Raw genomic sequence first — 17,947 nt, forward strand, 5'->3', positions numbered from 1 at the left:
GATTTTCATCAGTATTAGTTTTCATGAGCGTGAGTTTTCAGCAGCTTAAACGCGGTAGCCAACGACAGTCACAGCAGATTGTGCGCCGTATCCTGTACCGGTATTGCCCAGGCGGCAGTCCCCGTCCAATTTCAACGTGAGCAATGAAAAATGTGGAAATGGTTTCATCAATTGGCTAAACCCGAGCGGCTCTATCAGCTATGCGGCCGATTTATTCCGTGGCTGGGCATGGGGGCAGCCCTCTGTCTGCTGGTGGGCTGGGTGTGGGGCTTTGGTTTTGCCCCTGCGGATTATCAGCAAGGTAATAGTTTCCGTATCATCTATTTGCATGTTCCGGCAGCCATCTGGTCGATGGGTATCTATATGTCGATGGCGATAGCCGCATTTGTCGGATTGGTCTGGCAAATGAAAATGTCCGATAACGTGCTGGCCGCCATGGCCCCTGTGGGGGCGGTATTTACCTTTATTGCCCTGGTCACCGGCTCCGCCTGGGGCAAACCGATGTGGGGAACCTGGTGGATCTGGGATGCACGTCTGACCTCTGAGCTAGTGCTGCTATTTCTCTATCTGGGGGTGATAGCCCTGTATAACGCCTTCGAAGACCGCAAGCTGGCAGGGCGTGCGGCCGGTATTTTGGTACTGGTTGGCGTGGTGAATATCCCCATCATTCATTTCTCGGTTATATGGTGGAATACCCTGCACCAAGGCTCAACCAACATGCAGCAGAGCATCGATCCGAGTATGCGCTCGCCACTGCGCTGGGCGATTTTGGGTTATTTGCTCTGTTTTATCACCCTGACATTAATGCGCCTGCGCAATCTGATTTTGCAGCAAGAGCGCCATCGCCCTTGGGTTAGCGCCTTATTGCGTAAGGAGCCACGAGTATGAAACCAGCCTTTGACTCTTGGGCGGCATTTTTTGCCATGGGCGGCTACGCCTTTTATGTCTGGTTGGCGGTGGCGGCCACATTACTGTCACTGCTGGGTCTGTGGCTAGATACCCTGCGACAGCACAAACAACTATTAGCAGATATTCAGCGCCGTCAGGCCAGAGAACAGCGCATTCGTCAGCACGCAGCCCATTCACAGGAGAAATCACAGTGAATCCACGTAGAAAAAGTCGGCTCTATCTGGCGTTGGTGGTGCTTATCGGTATCGGTTTGACCACCACACTGGTGCTGTATGCCCTGCGCTCAAATATTGATTTGTTTTATACACCGGGCGAAATTTTACAGGGCAAAGGTGAGCGCCATGAGAAGCCAGAAATCGGTCAGCGCTTGCGCATCGGCGGCATGGTGATGCCGGGGTCGGTCAAACGAGATAATAAGACGCTGGAGATGAGTTTTAAGGTTTATGATGCCCGTGGCGCTGTCACCGTGACCTATACCGGCATCCTGCCGGATCTGTTCCGCGAGGGGCAGGGCGTCGTGGCGCAAGGGGTATTTGCTGCCGGCAATACCATCAACGCCAAAGAAGTGTTGGCAAAACATGATGAAAAATACACCCCACCAGAAGTCAAAGAAGCGATGAAAGAGAACCATACACGTCCAGCCGAGGCTTATAGTAGCGCTAACAGTGGGGGCAATGCCTCATGATGCCTGAAATTGGCAGTTTCTTGTTATGTCTGGCACTGGCTATCTCGCTGCTACTGAGCCTCTATCCGCAGTGGGGGGCGGCACGTCAGGATGCCCGCATGATGGCCACCGGCCGGCCACTGACCTACGGTATGTTCGCCACCATTACGCTTTCATTTATATGTCTTATCTACGCATTTGTGGTGAATGATTTCACCGTCTCCTATGTGGCGGCTAACTCGAATTCACATCTGCCGGTCTATTACCGGATCGCCGCCAGTTGGGGGGCGCACGAGGGATCACTGCTGCTGTGGGTGTTGCTGCTCAGTTGCTGGTCACTGGCGGTAGCGCTGTTTAGCCGTTCAATGCCGGATGATGCGGTAGCCAGGGTGCTATCGGTGCTGGGGATGATTACCGGTGGTTTCCTGCTGTTTATTATTCTGACCTCGAATCCATTTACCCGCACCTTGCCGGACTTCCCCATTGATGGCAACGATCTGAACCCACTGTTGCAGGATATCGGGCTGATATTCCACCCGCCGCTGCTCTATATGGGCTACGTCGGTTTCTCGGTGGCCTTTGCTTTCGCCATCGCCTCCTTAATGGCCGGGCGGCTCGACAGTGCCTGGGCGCGCTGGTCACGACCATGGACACAAGCTGCATGGGTGTTCCTGACCTTGGGGATCGTGCTCGGCTCGGCCTGGGCCTACTATGAGCTAGGCTGGGGCGGTTGGTGGTTCTGGGACCCGGTAGAAAATGCTTCATTTATGCCGTGGCTAGCCGGTACTGCGCTGATCCACTCGCTGGCAGTGACTGAAAAACGCGGCACATTCAAAGCCTGGACTGTGCTGCTGGCCATCACCGCATTCTCATTGTGCCTGATGGGAACATTCCTGGTGCGTTCTGGCGTGTTGGTCTCGGTACACTCGTTTGCCTCTGATCCGGCGCGCGGCATGTTTATTCTGGCCTATCTGGTGATTGTCATCGGCGGCTCCTTGCTGCTGTACGCGGTTAAAGGTGCGCAAGTGCGCAGCCGGACTCAACATGAGGTGTTCTCCCGCGAGACTTTCCTGCTGGGGAATAATGTGCTGCTGATTGCCGCCATGCTGGTGGTGCTGTTGGGCACCCTGCTGCCATTGGTCCACAAACAGCTGGGGCTGGGTAGCATCTCTATCGGCGAACCCTTCTTTAATACTATGTTTACCTGGCTGATGGCGCCGATGGCGCTACTGATGGGGATTGGGCCGCTGGTGCGCTGGCGTCGTGATGAACCGAGCAAGCTGTGGCGGCGCTTGTCGGTGGCGCTGGTGGTCACCTTGCTGCTGTCGATTCTGTTGCCGTGGCTGCTGCAAGACACCATTGCCGGTATGACGGTGGTCGGTTTGATGATGGCTATCTGGGTGATTATCCTGACATTGATGGAGCTGCATGAGCGCGCCACCCATCGCCATAGCTTCTGGCGCGGCCTGAGCCACCTCTCCCGCAGCCATTGGGGCATGGTGCTGGGCCATCTGGGGGTGGCGGTGACCGTGATCGGCATTGCGTTTAGCCAGAATTACAGTGTCGAGCGCGATGTGCGCATGAAGGCAGGCGATAGTATCGATATCCACGATTATCACTTTGTTTTCCGCGATGTTCACGATATTAAGGGGCCTAACTATACAGGCGGCGTGGGGATCATTGATGTCACCCGCAATGGCAAGCCGGAAGCGACCCTACATGCGGAAAAACGCTACTACAGTGTGGCCCGTTCAATGATGACTGAGGCGGCTATTGATGGCGGCCTGACCCGTGATCTCTATGCGGCATTGGGCGAAGAGCTGGATGATGGCTCATGGGCGGTGCGCCTGTATTACAAACCCTTTGTGCGCTGGATCTGGTATGGCGGGCTGTTTATGGCCATCGGCGGCATCTGCTGTATGCTCGATCCGCGCTACCGGATGAGTAAAAAGTTAAAACGCGGCGCTGCGTCGGAGGCTGAATAATGAAAACTCCCACTTCATTCAATAAGCTGATGTTCATTCCGCTGGTGCTGTTTTTGTTGCTGGTGGTGGCCTTTTTAGTGCAACTGACCCGCAATGCTAATGGCGATGATCCCACCATGTTAGAGTCGGCGCTGATTGGTAAACCAGTGCCGACCTTCAAGCTGGAGTCCCTTGAACAACCGGGCAAAATATTTGATCAAGCGGTGCTGCATGATGGTAAACCCATGCTGCTCAATGTCTGGGCGACCTGGTGCCCCACCTGTCGGGCCGAGCATCAATACCTGAATAAACTGGCCGCGCAGGGCATTCGTGTGGTGGGCCTGAACTATAAAGATGATCGCGTCAAAGCTGTGCAGTGGCTCAATGCGCTGGGCAACCCCTATGCGCTGAGTCTATATGATGGCGATGGTATGTTAGGGCTGGATCTTGGGGTGTACGGCGCGCCGGAAACTTTCCTGATCGATGGTCAGGGTATTATCCGTTATCGCCATGCCGGTGATCTGAATGATCGGATCTGGTTGCAGGAAATTTTGCCGCTATATAAGAAGTATCAGGGGGGCGCATGAGATTATTGAGCCTGATGCTCGGCCTGTTGTTGAGCTGGAGTGTGTTTGCGGCCATCGATACCTACACCTTCAAATCGGAGGCGCAGGAGCAGCAGTATCGCGAGCTGACCGAGCAGCTGCGCTGCCCGAAATGCCAGAACAACAGCATTGCTGACTCCAATGCCATCATCGCCGCTGATATGCGCGGTAAAGTGTACGAACTGCAGCAGCAGGGGAGTACCAAACAGCAGATCATTGACTATATGGTGGCGCGCTACGGCAATTTTGTCACCTACGAGCCACCGGTTACCGCCGCGACGATGATTCTGTGGGTCGGGCCAGCACTGTTTGTTCTGATAGGTGCAGCCGTGGTGATATTACGCGCCCGCCGACGGGTGGAGAAGCAGACCTCGCTTTCCGTGCAGGAGCAGCGGCGGTTACAACATCTGTTGGCTGAACAACCGACCCCATCAAAACCGACTGACAGGAAACAACCATAATGGCTTTTTGGCTAATAGTGATTATTTTACTGGCGGTCGCGGCGGCCTTGTTGGTCATTCCGGCCATGGGACAAGGGGCGAATTCACCGGCGACCACCCGGGATGAGCTGAATAAGGCCATTTATCAGGACAGGTTAGCTGAATTGGCGGAGGATGAAGCGCAGGGCGTGGTGGAACAGCGGCCTGAACTGATTCAAGAATTGCAACAAAACCTGTTGACTGATATCCCACAGCAATCGGATGAAACGACAACGCCAATCAACCGCTGGGCGCTATTACCGGGCGTGGTGATTTTGGTGGTGATCGCGCTAGGGCTATACCTGAAAACGGGCGGTTTGACCCAGGTGCAGGCATGGCAGCAGGTAGAGGGGCAAATGCCTGAATTACGTGCCAGAGTTGCTAATGAGCGCGCGGAGCCGCTGACCATGGAGGAGGTCGCCCGTTTAGGGCTGGGGTTGCGCACCTCCTTGCAGCACGATGCCGCTAACGTCAACGACTGGATGATGCTCGGCAGAGTGGGGATGGCGCTGAATAACGCCACCACGGCGACGCAAGCTTTTGCTAAAGCTTATCAACTCGCGCCCGATAATGAGGATGTCAGACTCGGCTATGCCGAAGTGCTGACACGTTCCAGTGATCCGCAGGATAATCAGTTAGCAACCCAGATGCTGCGCAGCATGGTGGGGCAAGATCACACCAATCTGCGCGTCATGAGTTTATTAGCTTTTAATGCTTTTGAGCAGGGCGATTTCAAACAAGCCATTGGCGCGTGGGAAGTTATGCTAAAATTGCTGCCTGCTGGTGATTCTCGCGTAGAAGTGATAAAACGCAGTATCGCGCAAGCTAAATCACAGGCAGGGCAGGAAACAGCTACACTGGGAATAGAGGTTTCACTATCATCTGATGCCGCCCGAAAATTGCCCCAGCAGGGAACAGTGATTATATCGGTCACCGATGGAGCCAATCCGGTGCCGGTTGCCGTCAAGCAACTGCCTTTGAGCCGATTCCCGCTAGCAATAGCGCTAGATGACAGTAATGCAATGATGCCGGAGCGCTTGCTTTCGTCACTGCAGCAGGTGAAAGTGCGTGCGCGTATCTCATTGGATGGCACCGCTAATCCACAGCCGGGTGACTGGTTTGGTGAGAGTGACGTGCAGAATTTTGATGGGAAAGGGCAGCCTCAGACGATTCATGTCGAGATAAATAAGCAGACTCCTTAAGTGTGAGGGGTTGAAAAGAATTTCATGGAGAAAAATATGAACTACCGCCTGATTGGGCTGGCTTTTGCAACTGTGCTGTTAGTCGGCTGTGCCAGTAGCTCGCCGGATCACATGGAGCAGGGCCGCTCTGATCCGCTAGAAGGTTTTAACCGGGCAATGTTCAATTTCAACTACGAGGTTCTTGACCCTTATGTGGTGCGCCCGGTCGCCGTGGTCTGGCGCGATTACGTACCACAGCCAGCACGTAATGGGATGAGCAACTTCCTCGGTAACCTTGAAGAGCCAGCCAGTATGGTGAATAGCTTCCTGGTGGGGGACCCCTACAACGCAATGAAACACTTTAACCGCTTCTTCCTGAACACAATTTTGGGGATGGGTGGCTTGATTGATGTCGCCGGTATGGCGAACCCGAAACTGGCGAAAGAGGTGCCGCACCGCTTTGGTAGTACGCTGGGCCACTATAATGTCGGTTACGGCCCTTATGTGGTATTACCGGGCTATGGCAGCTTCACTATCCGTGAGGATGGTGGTAATGCGGCTGATTACGTCTATCCGGTGCTGAGCTATTTGACCTTCTGGATGTCGGCAGGTAAATGGATGGTTGAAGGGATTGAAACGCGTGCGCAACTGCTGGATTCCGATGGTTTGCTGCGCAACTCCTCTGATCCTTACCTGATGATGCGCGAAGCTTACTTCCAGCGTTATGATTTCCTGGCCAATGGCGGGCAGTTGAAACCGGAAGTTAACTCGAATGCACAGGCCATTCAGGGTGACCTGGATAGTATTGACTCCGCGAATTGATCGATTCAGCCAATGAGTAGTGGTTAATACTGAACAGAAAAAAAGCGCCGGAAGGCGCTTTTTTTGTGGGCATCAAACTGCCAATAACGGCTATCAGAATGCGTAGTTAAAGTTCACGCCATACAGCAGCGCGGTGCCTTCTGAAGAGAACTGGTAATTTGGTGCTGAAGGAGAAACTTGTTCGCTGATTTTGACGTTCTGCCCATGCATATAGGAGATACCGACGTCAACAGATGCATCTTTGTTGAAGGCGTAGGTAGTACCGGCACTGATCCAGAAGCGGTCCTGATCAGGGATTGAGATTGAACGGTTATTCGCAGGGACTGGGCTATCATCGAAGGCGATACCGGTACGGAAGGTCCAGTTATCATCGTAATAATAGGTGGTACCCAATGCGATACGGTAAGCGTCTTTGAAGCCTTCATGTTTTTCAAACAGTGTCTGACCGTTATTGCCGACGGCTCTCAGCTCTTGGAACTGACTCCAACTGGTATAAGCCAGACTGTAGTGAATCGCCCACTGTGGCGCCACTTTATTGTAGCCGGACACCTCCCATACTTCTGGCAAGTTCAAAGTCAGCGCACCTGGGATAATTTGTCCACCCGTGCCGACAGTGCTGCCAATAACTGCACCTTTAGGGAATTGGTTACTGTAATCACCGTCAAAATCAATTTTCACTTTTGAGCGGTAGGTGAAGCTGTAGCGGTTCTCTTTATCGACTTCGTACAGAATACCGGCATTCCAGCCATAGCCCCACTCTTTACCTTCCAGACGTGCTGATTCGGTTGTTGATGGGATCGCACCGCCTGTTGCTATTGGTACTAATTCACCTGCGGTACGGGTAATCTTGGCATCAGCATAAACAGCATTGAAGCCCAAACCGAAACTGAAGTTTTCATTGAGGCGATAAGCTGCGGCTAAGTTTATGTTGGCTGTTTTCAGATCAGTTTTACCGCCGATAGGGCCAGCGAGATAGTTATCATCAAACTCGGTAGCCAAACCGTAGTTTGAGGTACCGGAGGCACCAATAGCCCATTGTTCATTCAGCGGCATAATAAAGTGGATATTTGGGATCCAGGCTGATGGGGCGATATCATTGGCACTTGTGCTGCGGCGTGTGACCGGAGAAGTTCCTGTGATATCAACACTAGGGTCAACATAAACAATACCACCAGAGAATGAAGGGCGGTCGAATAGAGTCATTGCAGCGGGGTTACGGCTACCAACAGATGCGTTGTCGGCAACAGCGCCTTCACCAGAGAAAGAGCGGCCCAATGCAGCGGCTGAATATTCATTCAGTTGGAAGCCCGCCGCAGAAACGTTCGAAGAGATGATTGCTACTGCAGCTGCCAGAGCTGATCGGGTAAACAGGTTTTTCTGGTTCATGACCAAAACCTCATTGTTTTAATTAATGTTACATACCGTAACAAGAGAATGCGGGATTGTAGGGTCCGTTTTCGGTCAGACAAAGCAGACCAGTGGCTGAAGTATAGGTCTGACCTGTGTGCATGTTGCAAGTATGTTTTAATATTTGTTCGGATTTGATCGCAAAAAATAGACGCAGTTAACAAAAAACTTACAAATTGGTATCAATAAACACGCTATTGATGAGCAAATAAACAAAACGACTGTGATATCCATCACTTAATAGGCCTATAAACAGTAAGTCCTAGTGCCTTCGGGATTGGGGTAGTAAAATAGCGCCAGAGAAATTTTTTTTTGCGCCAGGTTCTATTTGCTTTGTACTTACTGCTATTTGCGCTAACCGGTAGGCAATTTGCACCTATTTTGAAATGTCCGTTGAGGAGAATTGAAGATGTCAGATACCAACGATCGTCCAATAAAAAATCTGTGTAGTGCTGAAGAGACTGCGGCCTGTTGCTGTGTCGATGTTGGCACTGTCATGGACAATACTGACTGTACTGCATCCTACAGCTGTGTATTTGATAACCGCGCTGAAGCAGAAGCCATGCTGAAAACGCTGACTGAAAAAGCGCGTGCTGTTGAGTCTGACCCATGCCTGATTGAGCATAAGCTGGAAGAGAGTGAAGGCGGCGTGCGTTTAACCGTCGATTTCACTTTTGCCTGCCAGGCTGAAACCATGATTTTCCAGTTGGGTTTGCGTTAATCAATACCTCGCTGTGAGGGAGTTCAGATACGCTGAATACTCATCCAACGCGGAGCTTTTTGCTGCGCGTTTTGTTTTTATGCACCTTGCTGCGTGAATTTGTTGCGCTAGACCATCACTTCGATTGATGTGACTCCACCCTCGACTCTTCCCCCACGAGGTTTTTTACCTCAAAAAGTTGCTCCTGCTCTCACTTTCCTGCTCTATAGGTTTACCAAATGTAAATGTTTGGTTAACAATCATTAGATCAGGTCAGACCTGTTATTTGTTATGCTTTAATAACAGCCACTTTTATTTATCAGGAGCCTTTATGAGTAAGCCATTACCGCTAGTGACGCGTCAGGGCGATCGTATTGCCATCGTAAGCGGCCTACGAACCCCTTTTGCTAAGCAGGCAACTGCTTACCATGGCGTGCCTGCTGTCGACTTAGGCAAAATTGTGGTCAGTGAGTTGCTGGCACGAAGTGGCGTGGCTCCTGAGTTAATCGACCAACTGGTGTTTGGCCAAGTGGTCCAAATGCCAGAAGCACCAAATATCGCCCGCGAAATTGTATTGGGGACGGGCATGAGTGTGCACACCGATGCCTACAGCGTCTCACGCGCTTGCGCGACCAGCTTTCAGGCGGTGGCGAATGTAGCGGAAAGTATCATTGCCGGTTCAGTGACGGTGGCGATAGCTGGTGGTGCCGACTCCTCTTCCGTCCTGCCCATTGGGGTCAGTAAAGCACTGGCGCGCACCCTGGTTGATGTCAACAAAGCGAGAACGCTAACCCAGCGGCTAAAGTTGTTCAGCCGGTTAAAATTACGTGATCTCCTGCCAGTGGCCCCGGCAGTCGCTGAATACTCAACGGGTTTGCGCATGGGGGATACTGCCGAGCAGATGGCGAAAACCTATGGTATCAGCCGCCAAGATCAGGATGCGTTAGCGCTGCGATCTCACCAAATGGCAGCTCAAGCCTGGCAGCAAGGGCTGTTGCACGATGAGGTGATGACGGCCTATATTCCGCCTTACCGTGATGCAATTGCCGAAGATAACAATATCCGCAAAGATTCCACGTTGGCGCAATATGCCAAATTACGCCCGGCGTTTGACCGCCAGCACGGCAGTGTCACGGCGGCGAATAGCACACCACTGACTGATGGTGCGGCGGCGGTGATGATGATGAGTGAATCAAAAGCTAAAGAGCTGGGGTTGCTGCCACTGGGTTATCTGCGCAGTTTTGCTTTTTCCGCGATTGATGTTTGGCAAGATATGCTGCTAGGCCCCTCCTACGCCACGCCGTTGGCGCTAGAGCGCGCTGGGATCACACTGGCGGATTTGACCCTGATTGATATGCACGAAGCTTTTGCCGCACAAACCCTGGCTAACCTTAAAATGTTCGCCAGTGATACCTTCGCCCGTGAAAAACTGGGTCGCAGTCAGGCGATTGGCGAAGTAGACATGAGCAAATTCAACGTATTGGGTGGTTCGATTGCTTACGGCCACCCCTTTGCAGCAACCGGTGCGCGCATGATAACCCAGACATTAAATGAGCTGCGTCGCCGCGGTGGCGGGCTAGGGCTAACCACCGCCTGTGCTGCGGGCGGATTGGGTGCCGCGATGATTTTGGAGGTGGAGTAATGAGTCAGGACAATGCACTTAATCCTATTGATGAGTCAGTTGTTATCGATACTGCGGCGGTGACTCCCTCTGCATTTCACCTTGATATTCGCCCGGACAATATCGGTATTATCACCATTGATGTTGTTGGCGATAAAGTGAATACCTTAAAGGCTGAATTTGCAGAACAAATTACCGACATACTGCAACAAGCACAGGCTTTACCCCAATTGCAGGGGCTGGTGATTATATCTGGCAAACCAGACTCTTTTATCGCGGGCGCTGATATCACTATGATTGCAGCTTGCCGTACTGCGCAGGATGCCCGGAAGTTGGCCCAAAAAGGGCAATCAATCTTGGCGCAAATCGCGGCATTCCCCGTGCCAGTGGTAGCGGCTATTCATGGTGCTTGTCTGGGGGGGGGGGTGGAACTGGCGCTGGCGTGCCATAGTCGCATCTGTTCGCTGGACGATAAAACGGTGCTGGGCCTGCCGGAGGTGCAACTGGGGCTGTTGCCCGGCTCCGGTGGAACACAACGGCTGCCGCGTCTGGTGGGGGTCAGTAAGGCGCTGGATATGATACTGACCGGCAGGCAGGTTCGCGCCCGTCAGGCTCTTAAAATGGGGCTGGTGGATGATGCTGTGCCGCAAGATATCTTGCTGGATGTGGCTATCGACAGGGCCAAAGCGGGCTGGCGTGACAAGCCGGTAGTGCCTTGGCAAGAGCGTCTGCTCAGTGGCCCGTTAGGCAAGGCGCTGCTGTTTAGCATTGTGCGCAAGAAAACGTTGGCGAAGACCAAAGGCCACTATCCGGCGGCTGAACGCATTATTGATGTGGTGCGTAAAGGGCTGGATCACGGCAGTGCCAGCGGCTATGAGGCTGAAGCCACCGCGTTTGGCGAACTGGCGATGTCGCCTCAATCGGCGGCATTGCGCAGCCTGTTTTTTGCCACCACCGCACTGAAAAAAGAGACCGGTGGTGACGCGCAACCCCGCGCTATTCATCGTGTCGGCGTGCTGGGGGGCGGCCTGATGGGCGGTGGCATTGCCAGTGTCACCGCGACCCGCGCGGGTTTACCTGTGCGTATCAAAGATATCAATCCGCAGGGGATTAATCAGGCGCTGAAATATACGTGGGACGCTTTAGGTAAACGGGTGCGTAGTAAGCGGATGCGCCCGGCGGAGCGGCAACGGCAGATGATGCTGATTTCCGGCAGCACGGATTACCGCGGTTTTGAGACTGTTGATATCGTAATTGAAGCGGTATTTGAAGATTTATCATTGAAGCAACAAATGGTTGCGGATATCGAGAGCTTCGCTGCGACACATACCATTTTCGCGTCCAATACCTCGTCACTACCGATCAGCCAAATTGCCGCTCAGGCACAGCGGCCGGAGCAGGTTATCGGCCTGCACTACTTTAGCCCCGTCGATAAAATGCCGCTGGTGGAAGTGATCCCTCATGCAAAAACCAGCGAAGAAACAATAGCAACCACCGTGGCTTTAGCCCGTAAACAGGGTAAAACCGCCATTGTGGTGGCTGATCGCGCCGGATTCTATGTAAATCGCATTCTGGCCCCCTATATTAATGAGGCGGCTCGCTGCCTGCTAGAGGGGGAACCTATCGACTCCATCGACAGCGCACTGGTCGATTTCGGCTTCCCGGTTGGCCCGATTACGCTGCTGGATGAAGTCGGCATTGATGTCGGAACCAAAATCATGCCGATTCTGGTTGAGCAATTAGGGCCACGCTTTGCCGCGCCGCCATCATTTGACGTTATTTTGCAGGATGGACGTAAAGGGCGCAAAAATAGCCGTGGATTTTACTTATATCCAACCCAAAGTCGCGGCGTTAAGTGGAAGCGAAACCCCGGTAAGCAAGTTGATACCAGTGTTTATGTTTTATTGGGTGTCACAGCCAAAGCTCATCTAGGATCTGCGACAATCGCGCAGCGCTGCACGATGATGCTGCTGAATGAGGCCGCCCGTTGTCTGGATGAGTCCATTATTCGTAACCCACGAGACGGTGATATTGGTGCGGTGTTCGGTATTGGCTTCCCACCATTCCTCGGCGGGCCTTTCCGCTATCTGGATAGTCTGGGTGCTGATAAGGTGGTGAAAACGCTTAGATTGTTGGCGCAGCAGTTTGGTGAGCGCTTTGAGCCTTGTCAGTTGCTGGTGACGATGGCGGAGCAACAGCAGCGGTTTTACCCACAGGAAAACAGCGAAAATGAGGTGTCGGGCAACGCCTCTGTTTAGAGTGTGAGCAGGATCACTACCTGCAATTGTTGCGGATAAGGTGGCTGTACACAGGGAGCAACCCGCGCTACCTTAAGCCAGAATCACCTGAAGTGACTATTCGTAGCAAAATGAATTAATCGCTACTTATTGGCAGGTAGTGGAGTTTGGATTAAGCTATTGATATGGTTATTATGTAACCAGTCAGGGTTGGCTGCCGGGATGACCGGTGTGAAAACAGCCATTTTCTTTACTTTAAGTTTCAGGCAAAATGCCCGGCCGCCATAGAGAGACGGCGCGTTATCGTTATGAAGTTTCTTTACTCACGGGTAAAGGTTTCGGCGGTACAGCACGCAAAGCGTTTCTGTATAGCGTTATTTTGTTAACAAAAACGGTGCAATATGCAAGTTTTCATTATGCGTCACGGTGACGCGGCCCTTGACGCAGCAAGTGATGCGCTAAGGCCCCTAACTCTGTGTGGTCAGGATGAATCACGTCAGATAGCAAGCTGGTTAAACGAGCAATCGGTCGATATCGACCAGATTCTGGTGAGCCCTTATTTGCGCGCTGAGCAGACATTGGATGTGGTGCGAGGGGTCATGCCTCTACCGGCAGAGCAGGAAGTGATGCCAGAATTAACGCCAGGCGGGGATGCGGCTTTCATCTGTTGCTATTTGCAAGCGCTGGCGAAAGAGGACCATGCAGCAGTGCTGGTTATCTCACATTTACCGCTGGTGGGCTATCTGGTGGCGGAACTTTGTCCAGGGCAGTGCCCGCCAATGTTTGCGACCTCGGCAATTGCTTGTATCTCGCTGAATGGCGAGACAGGTAAGGGGACTTTTGACTGGCAAGTCAGCCCGACACAGCTTCTGGCAAAGGCTTGCCACGGTTGATTCATAGCAGCATATAAATATGAACCGATAAGGGCGCAATTCATATTGCGCCCTTTTTGATGCTACTGGAGAGCCTTACGAAGACTGATTAAGTCTAAACTCCAGCGGTAATCAAAGGTACCACCGGCCTGACGGTTACTGCTGGATTGCCATAGCAGGAAGTTGATTGCAGTTCATTTTCAGCACCGAATGATGCTATTGCATCTGAGGTGGTGGGAGTAAGCTCAGGGGATGTATAAGCATCTTGTTTTGTAGTGCTTTCTTCTTTCAACGTATTTTTTACCCCTTCCACTCTGCTAAACTCATTGAAATTTAGTAGCTTATCACCGTTACCTTTGTTGTCTCTGAAGATATTGCCGTCATCGGCATCCATCCCTGTCGTTATATTGGTTGCCTCTTTGGCGGTGGCGTTTTTATCAGGGAATGTGGGTTGTAGCCCTTGCCCCAGAGCCTTGCGGATATCCGTCATTACCAAAATTTGGCCATTCACTTCAATATTTTTCAGTGAGTTACAACCTGAGGATGTTGATTTAAGGTTTTCATTAATAACCAGGTAGTCGCCGGAAGGGCTATTTTTAAAGGTGATTTTCGTTTTAGGACGTACAACGCTGCCAATGCTTTCGAAGTGCAGCTTATCAAGCGTGATGCCAGCACCCAATGTTAGGGTATTATGGTGAGATCCGGAGGGGAGCTTTATCAGTCTGCCACCATCGCCCAAATTAAAAGTATAACTATTCTCTCCCTTGGTGTTTTTTGTCAAACCTCGGGGGGGCGAATCTGGGAATAGGGGCTGCAGATTTTGGCGCAATGCTCTATGGATACTCCGCATTGGCAGACTTACACCACCCACCTTTATATTTCTCAGCAAGTTACGCGTTGTGGATTCCGAGCCAAGGCTTTCATTAATAATCAAGCAGTCACCGGAACGGTTACCGTTAAAGGTGATTTTCGTTTTAAGGAGTGAATCGGTGACAACTCTTTCGAAGTGCAGCTTATCAGGCGTGATGCGAGCATCCAATATTAGGGTATTATGGCGAGATTGGGGAGTGAGGTTTAACTCTCTGGCACCATCGCCCAAATTAAAAGTATAACTATATTCATCTTTGCCGATTTTTGTAACATCCAGGGGGATCAAATTTGGAAATTTGGGCTGTAAATTTTGGCGTAATGCTGTATGGATATCCTGCATTGGCAGATTTACACCCCCTACCTCTATATTTTTCAGTGAGTTATAAAAATAGGCTTTCGAGTTATGGCTTTCATTAATAATCAGATGGTCGCCGGAAGGGCTATTTTTAAGGGTGATTTTCGTTTTGGGATATACAACGCTGCCAATGCTTTCAAAGTGCAGCATATCAGGCGTGATGCCAGCACCAAATATTAGGGTATTATTACGAGTTCCGGGGATGAGCGTGATCATTCTGCCGCCATCGCCCAAATTAAAAGTATAACTATTCTCTCCCTTGGTGTTTTTTGTCAAACCTCGGGGGGGCGAATCTGGGAATAGGGGCTGCAGATTTTGGCGCAATGCTGTATGGATACTCCGCATTGGCAGACTTACACCATCCACCTTTATATTTCTCAGCAAGTTACGCGTTGTGGATTCCGAGCCAAGGCTTTCATTAATAACCAGGTAGTCACCGGAACGGTTACCGTTAAAGGTGATTTTTATTTTAGGGTAATGTTTCGTGCCAATGTATTCGAAGTGCAGCTTATCAGTCGTGATGCCAGCACCCAATATTAGGGTATTATGGCGAGATTGGGGAGTGAGGTTTAACTCTCTGGCACCATCACCCAAATTAAAAGTATAACTATATTCATCTTTGCCGATTTTTGTAAAATCCAGGGGGATCAAATTGGGAAATTCGGGCTGTAAATTTTGGCGTAATGCTGTATGGATATCCTGCATTTGCAGACTTACACCTCCTATCTCTATATTTTTCAGTGGGTTATGAAAATAGGCTTTCGAGCTATAGCTTTCATTAATAATCAGGTGGTCGCCGGAAGGGCTATTTTTAACGGTGATTTTCGTTTTGGGGTAGAAAGTGGAGGTGCTAATGTTTTCAAAGTGCAGCATATCAGGCGTGATGCCAGCACCAAATATTAGGGTATTATTGTCAGATCCTAAGGGGAGCGTCATCATTCTGCCACCATCGCCCAAATTAAAAGTATAACTATTTTTGCCTTCAGTATTGTTTGTAGAACCTCGGGGGAGCGAATCTGGGAATAGGGGCTGCAGATTTTGGCGCAATGCTGTATGGATATTCGGTATTGGCAGACTTACACCACCCACCTCTATATTTGTCTGCGAGCCAAATCTTGGATTCATCGGCAAGCCAAATCTTGGTAACCTCAAGTCATGGCTCTGATTAATAATCAGGTAGTCACCGGAACGGTTACCGTTAAAGGTGATTTTTATTGTAGGGGAGCGTTCCGTACCAATGTTTTCGAAGTGCAGCTTATTAGGCGTGATGTCAGCACTCAATATTAGGATATTATTGTGAGGTTCGGAGGAGAGTGTGATCTTTTTGTTACCATCAGTTGGATGATAAGTGTAATTCATACCGCCGTTGGCGTTTGGTACCCCGTCTAGATTAATCTTTTGGGTTGATATAGGGCTATTTTCCATCATGTTGATAACTCCTTAGTAAGGTTAGAAATACGAGTAACTTCGCATTCAAATTAGATCATTGAACAGAGATAATCTCGTAACACTAAGCAGAACTAAGTGGCTGTAATAAAAATAGTTATAGCCTAAAATGCAAAAATAAATCTCAATTATTCAGCTAACTCAATTAACACCAACAGTGCAGCGGTTCCCCCCCACTCTTTAGGGGCTTGATGGAATGCCAACACATCGGGATGCTGCGCCAGCCATAACGGGGTTTGCTGTTTCAGGACATGCTTACCATGACCATGCATAACGCAGGCGCAATGCACATGCTCGCGTTTGCAGGCGGCAATCAAGGCACCTAGCTCTTGTTTGGCCTGTTTCTGAGTTAATCCGTGTAAATCCAAAAACATATCGGGTGAGTAATCGCCACGCCGCAATTTTTTAACTTCAAAATGGTCGACACCTGGCCGCACATAACGTGTCGGGCCTTCCATATCCAGCTGCGGCTGGAATTCATCAGAGAAATAATAGCTAGCATCAACCTGCTCCTGGAGTAATCGCTCAGGGGCGATTTTCTTACCCAATTTAGGCGGCTCACGGTGGAGGATGGTATCTTGCTTCAGCTTCTTTGCCCCGGCTATCGACTCTTTAAAAAGCTGTAGTTCATCGGTTGTCAGGTGATATTTGTTTTTCATTATTAGTTCATTGGCATGTTGCAATTGTTCCCAGTTTACCTGTTGATGGCCATCTGCCTAAATAAAAATCTGGCCTGAGTGGCGACTTTAATGCGTTCTTCATTATTCGGTTATCATTCTACTGATGTATTGCTGCTGATTTGTCGCAGGCTTCATGGCAAACTAGGGGCATAGATCATGATTTTACGCACCAGTTGGAGATAACCTTGGACAAGATTTTCGTCGATGAAGCAGTAAATGAGCTGCACACCATTCAAGATATGCTGCGCTGGGCAGTCAGCCGGTTTAATGCCGCCAATATTTTTTATGGTCACGGTACTGATAATCCGTGGGACGAAGCGGTGCAACTGGTTTTCCCAAGCCTGTTTTTACCGATTGATATTCCAGAAGATATGCGCAGTGCGCGTCTGACCTCCAGCGAGCGTCACCGCATTGTTGAGCGGGTTATCCGCCGGGTCAACGAGCGTATCCCGGTGGCTTACCTGACCAATAAAGCCTGGTTTTGTGACATGGAATATTATGTTGATGAGCGCGTGTTGGTGCCTCGCTCACCGATTGGTGAGTTAATCAATAACCGCTTTGATGGGCTGATTCGCCATCAACCTAAACATATTCTCGATATGTGTACCGGTAGCGGCTGTATTGCTATTGCCTGTGCTTATGCTTTCCCTGAAGCTGAAGTGGATGCGGTTGATATCTCCAACGACGTATTGGCGGTGACTGAGCACAATATTGAGCAGCATTCGATGGAGCACCAGGTCACGCCAATTCGCTCGGATCTGTTCCGCGACTTGCCGCCGATCAAATATGACTTGATTGTAACGAACCCGCCATATGTTGATGCTGAAGATATGGCCGATTTGCCACAGGAGTTCCGCTTCGAGCCTGAGTTAGGGCTGGCTGCGGGCAGTGATGGCCTGAAACTGGCCCGCCGAATTCTGGCCTGTGCGCCAGACTTCTTGCAAGATGATGGCGTGCTGATTTGTGAAGTGGGCAACAGCATGGTGCATTTGATGGATCAATATCCAGATGTGCCGTTCACCTGGCTGGAATTTGACAACGGTGGTGATGGCGTCTTTATGCTGACCAAACAGCAACTGATTGACTGCGCACCACATTTCAGCATGTATCGCGATTAATTAAGCGCCACTTATAA

16 protein-coding genes are annotated in these 17,947 nt (G+C 50.7%); 13 read left to right on the plus strand and 3 right to left on the minus strand.

The annotated features are described in order from the left end of the window. Positions 1-150: 150 nt before the first annotated feature. From FFE93_RS06640 to mlaA, 8 genes are read left to right on the plus strand one after another with little or no spacing between them, the layout of a single operon-like run. On the plus strand, positions 151-888 hold the full coding sequence (locus tag FFE93_RS06640) for a heme ABC transporter permease (RefSeq protein ID WP_005275503.1): 738 nt from the start codon (positions 151-153) through the stop codon (positions 886-888). Further along, positions 885-1,103, plus strand: a complete 219-nt coding sequence (ccmD, locus tag FFE93_RS06645; protein WP_032898126.1) for a heme exporter protein CcmD — start codon at positions 885-887, stop codon at positions 1,101-1,103. Before FFE93_RS06640 ends, ccmD begins: the two co-directional genes overlap by 4 nt. After that, a complete protein-coding gene (gene ccmE / locus FFE93_RS06650) occupies positions 1,100-1,594 on the plus strand; it encodes a cytochrome c maturation protein CcmE (protein ID WP_032898127.1) in 495 nt (164 codons plus the stop codon). The genes ccmD and ccmE overlap by 4 nt, the downstream gene beginning before the upstream one ends. Continuing rightward, positions 1,591-3,558 (plus strand): heme lyase CcmF/NrfE family subunit, encoded by a 1,968-nt coding sequence (locus FFE93_RS06655; protein WP_054873118.1) that lies wholly within the window; start codon positions 1,591-1,593, stop codon positions 3,556-3,558. The genes ccmE and FFE93_RS06655 overlap by 4 nt, the downstream gene beginning before the upstream one ends. After that, positions 3,558-4,124, plus strand: coding sequence for a DsbE family thiol:disulfide interchange protein (locus FFE93_RS06660; protein ID WP_049600931.1), 567 nt, complete (start codon positions 3,558-3,560; stop codon positions 4,122-4,124). The genes FFE93_RS06655 and FFE93_RS06660 overlap by 1 nt, the downstream gene beginning before the upstream one ends. Then, positions 4,121-4,603, plus strand: a complete 483-nt coding sequence (locus FFE93_RS06665) for a cytochrome c-type biogenesis protein (RefSeq protein ID WP_138774929.1) — start codon at positions 4,121-4,123, stop codon at positions 4,601-4,603. Before FFE93_RS06660 ends, FFE93_RS06665 begins: the two co-directional genes overlap by 4 nt. Then, entirely contained in the window at positions 4,603-5,823 is a 1,221-nt protein-coding gene (ccmI, locus tag FFE93_RS06670; protein WP_138774930.1) for a c-type cytochrome biogenesis protein CcmI, read from the plus strand. Before FFE93_RS06665 ends, ccmI begins: the two co-directional genes overlap by 1 nt. 36 nt (positions 5,824-5,859) lie before the next feature. After that, complete coding sequence (gene mlaA / locus FFE93_RS06675; RefSeq protein ID WP_072083775.1) at positions 5,860-6,624, plus strand: phospholipid-binding lipoprotein MlaA; 765 nt, start codon at positions 5,860-5,862, stop codon at positions 6,622-6,624. A 93-nt stretch (positions 6,625-6,717) separates the two neighbouring features. Here mlaA and fadL read toward each other — a convergent pair whose 3' ends face one another. Beyond that, positions 6,718-8,010, minus strand: a complete 1,293-nt coding sequence (gene fadL / locus FFE93_RS06680) for a long-chain fatty acid transporter FadL (RefSeq protein WP_049600940.1) — start codon at positions 8,008-8,010, stop codon at positions 6,718-6,720. Positions 8,011-8,440: 430 nt separating this feature from the next. Between fadL and FFE93_RS06685 the strand changes: the two genes are divergently transcribed. The 4 genes from FFE93_RS06685 (at position 8,441) to sixA (ending at position 13,482) form a co-directional block, all read left to right on the plus strand. Continuing rightward, the gene (locus FFE93_RS06685; protein ID WP_005275516.1) at positions 8,441-8,752 is read left to right on the plus strand and encodes a YfcZ/YiiS family protein; all 312 of its coding nucleotides are present in this window, start codon (positions 8,441-8,443) and stop codon (positions 8,750-8,752) included. Positions 8,753-9,062: 310 nt separating this feature from the next. Next, on the plus strand, positions 9,063-10,373 hold the full coding sequence (fadI, locus tag FFE93_RS06690; RefSeq protein ID WP_057647397.1) for an acetyl-CoA C-acyltransferase FadI: 1,311 nt from the start codon (positions 9,063-9,065) through the stop codon (positions 10,371-10,373). Continuing rightward, positions 10,373-12,610, plus strand: a complete 2,238-nt coding sequence (fadJ, locus tag FFE93_RS06695; protein WP_138774931.1) for a fatty acid oxidation complex subunit alpha FadJ — start codon at positions 10,373-10,375, stop codon at positions 12,608-12,610. Before fadI ends, fadJ begins: the two co-directional genes overlap by 1 nt. A 380-nt stretch (positions 12,611-12,990) precedes the next feature. Next, on the plus strand, positions 12,991-13,482 hold the full coding sequence (gene sixA, locus FFE93_RS06700; protein WP_032898132.1) for a phosphohistidine phosphatase SixA: 492 nt from the start codon (positions 12,991-12,993) through the stop codon (positions 13,480-13,482). Between the two features lie 94 nt (positions 13,483-13,576). Here sixA and FFE93_RS06705 read toward each other — a convergent pair whose 3' ends face one another. Together FFE93_RS06705 and smrB are read right to left on the minus strand one after the other, a co-directional pair. Further along, positions 13,577-16,114 carry a hypothetical protein gene (locus FFE93_RS06705; RefSeq protein ID WP_138774932.1) on the minus strand — a complete coding sequence of 846 codons (2,538 nt, stop codon included), beginning with the start codon at positions 16,112-16,114 and terminating at the stop codon, positions 13,577-13,579. A 146-nt stretch (positions 16,115-16,260) separates the two neighbouring features. Then, the gene (gene smrB, locus FFE93_RS06710; RefSeq protein WP_049600949.1) at positions 16,261-16,791 is read right to left on the minus strand and encodes an endonuclease SmrB; all 531 of its coding nucleotides are present in this window, start codon (positions 16,789-16,791) and stop codon (positions 16,261-16,263) included. A gap of 206 nt (positions 16,792-16,997) precedes the next feature. Between smrB and prmB the strand changes: the two genes are divergently transcribed. Beyond that, entirely contained in the window at positions 16,998-17,930 is a 933-nt protein-coding gene (gene prmB / locus FFE93_RS06715) for a 50S ribosomal protein L3 N(5)-glutamine methyltransferase (protein ID WP_032898873.1), read from the plus strand. Positions 17,931-17,947 lie beyond the last annotated feature (17 nt).

The sequence above is a fragment of the Yersinia sp. KBS0713 genome, assembly GCF_005937895.2.
In the GTDB taxonomy this organism is placed as follows: domain Bacteria; phylum Pseudomonadota; class Gammaproteobacteria; order Enterobacterales; family Enterobacteriaceae; genus Yersinia; species Yersinia bercovieri.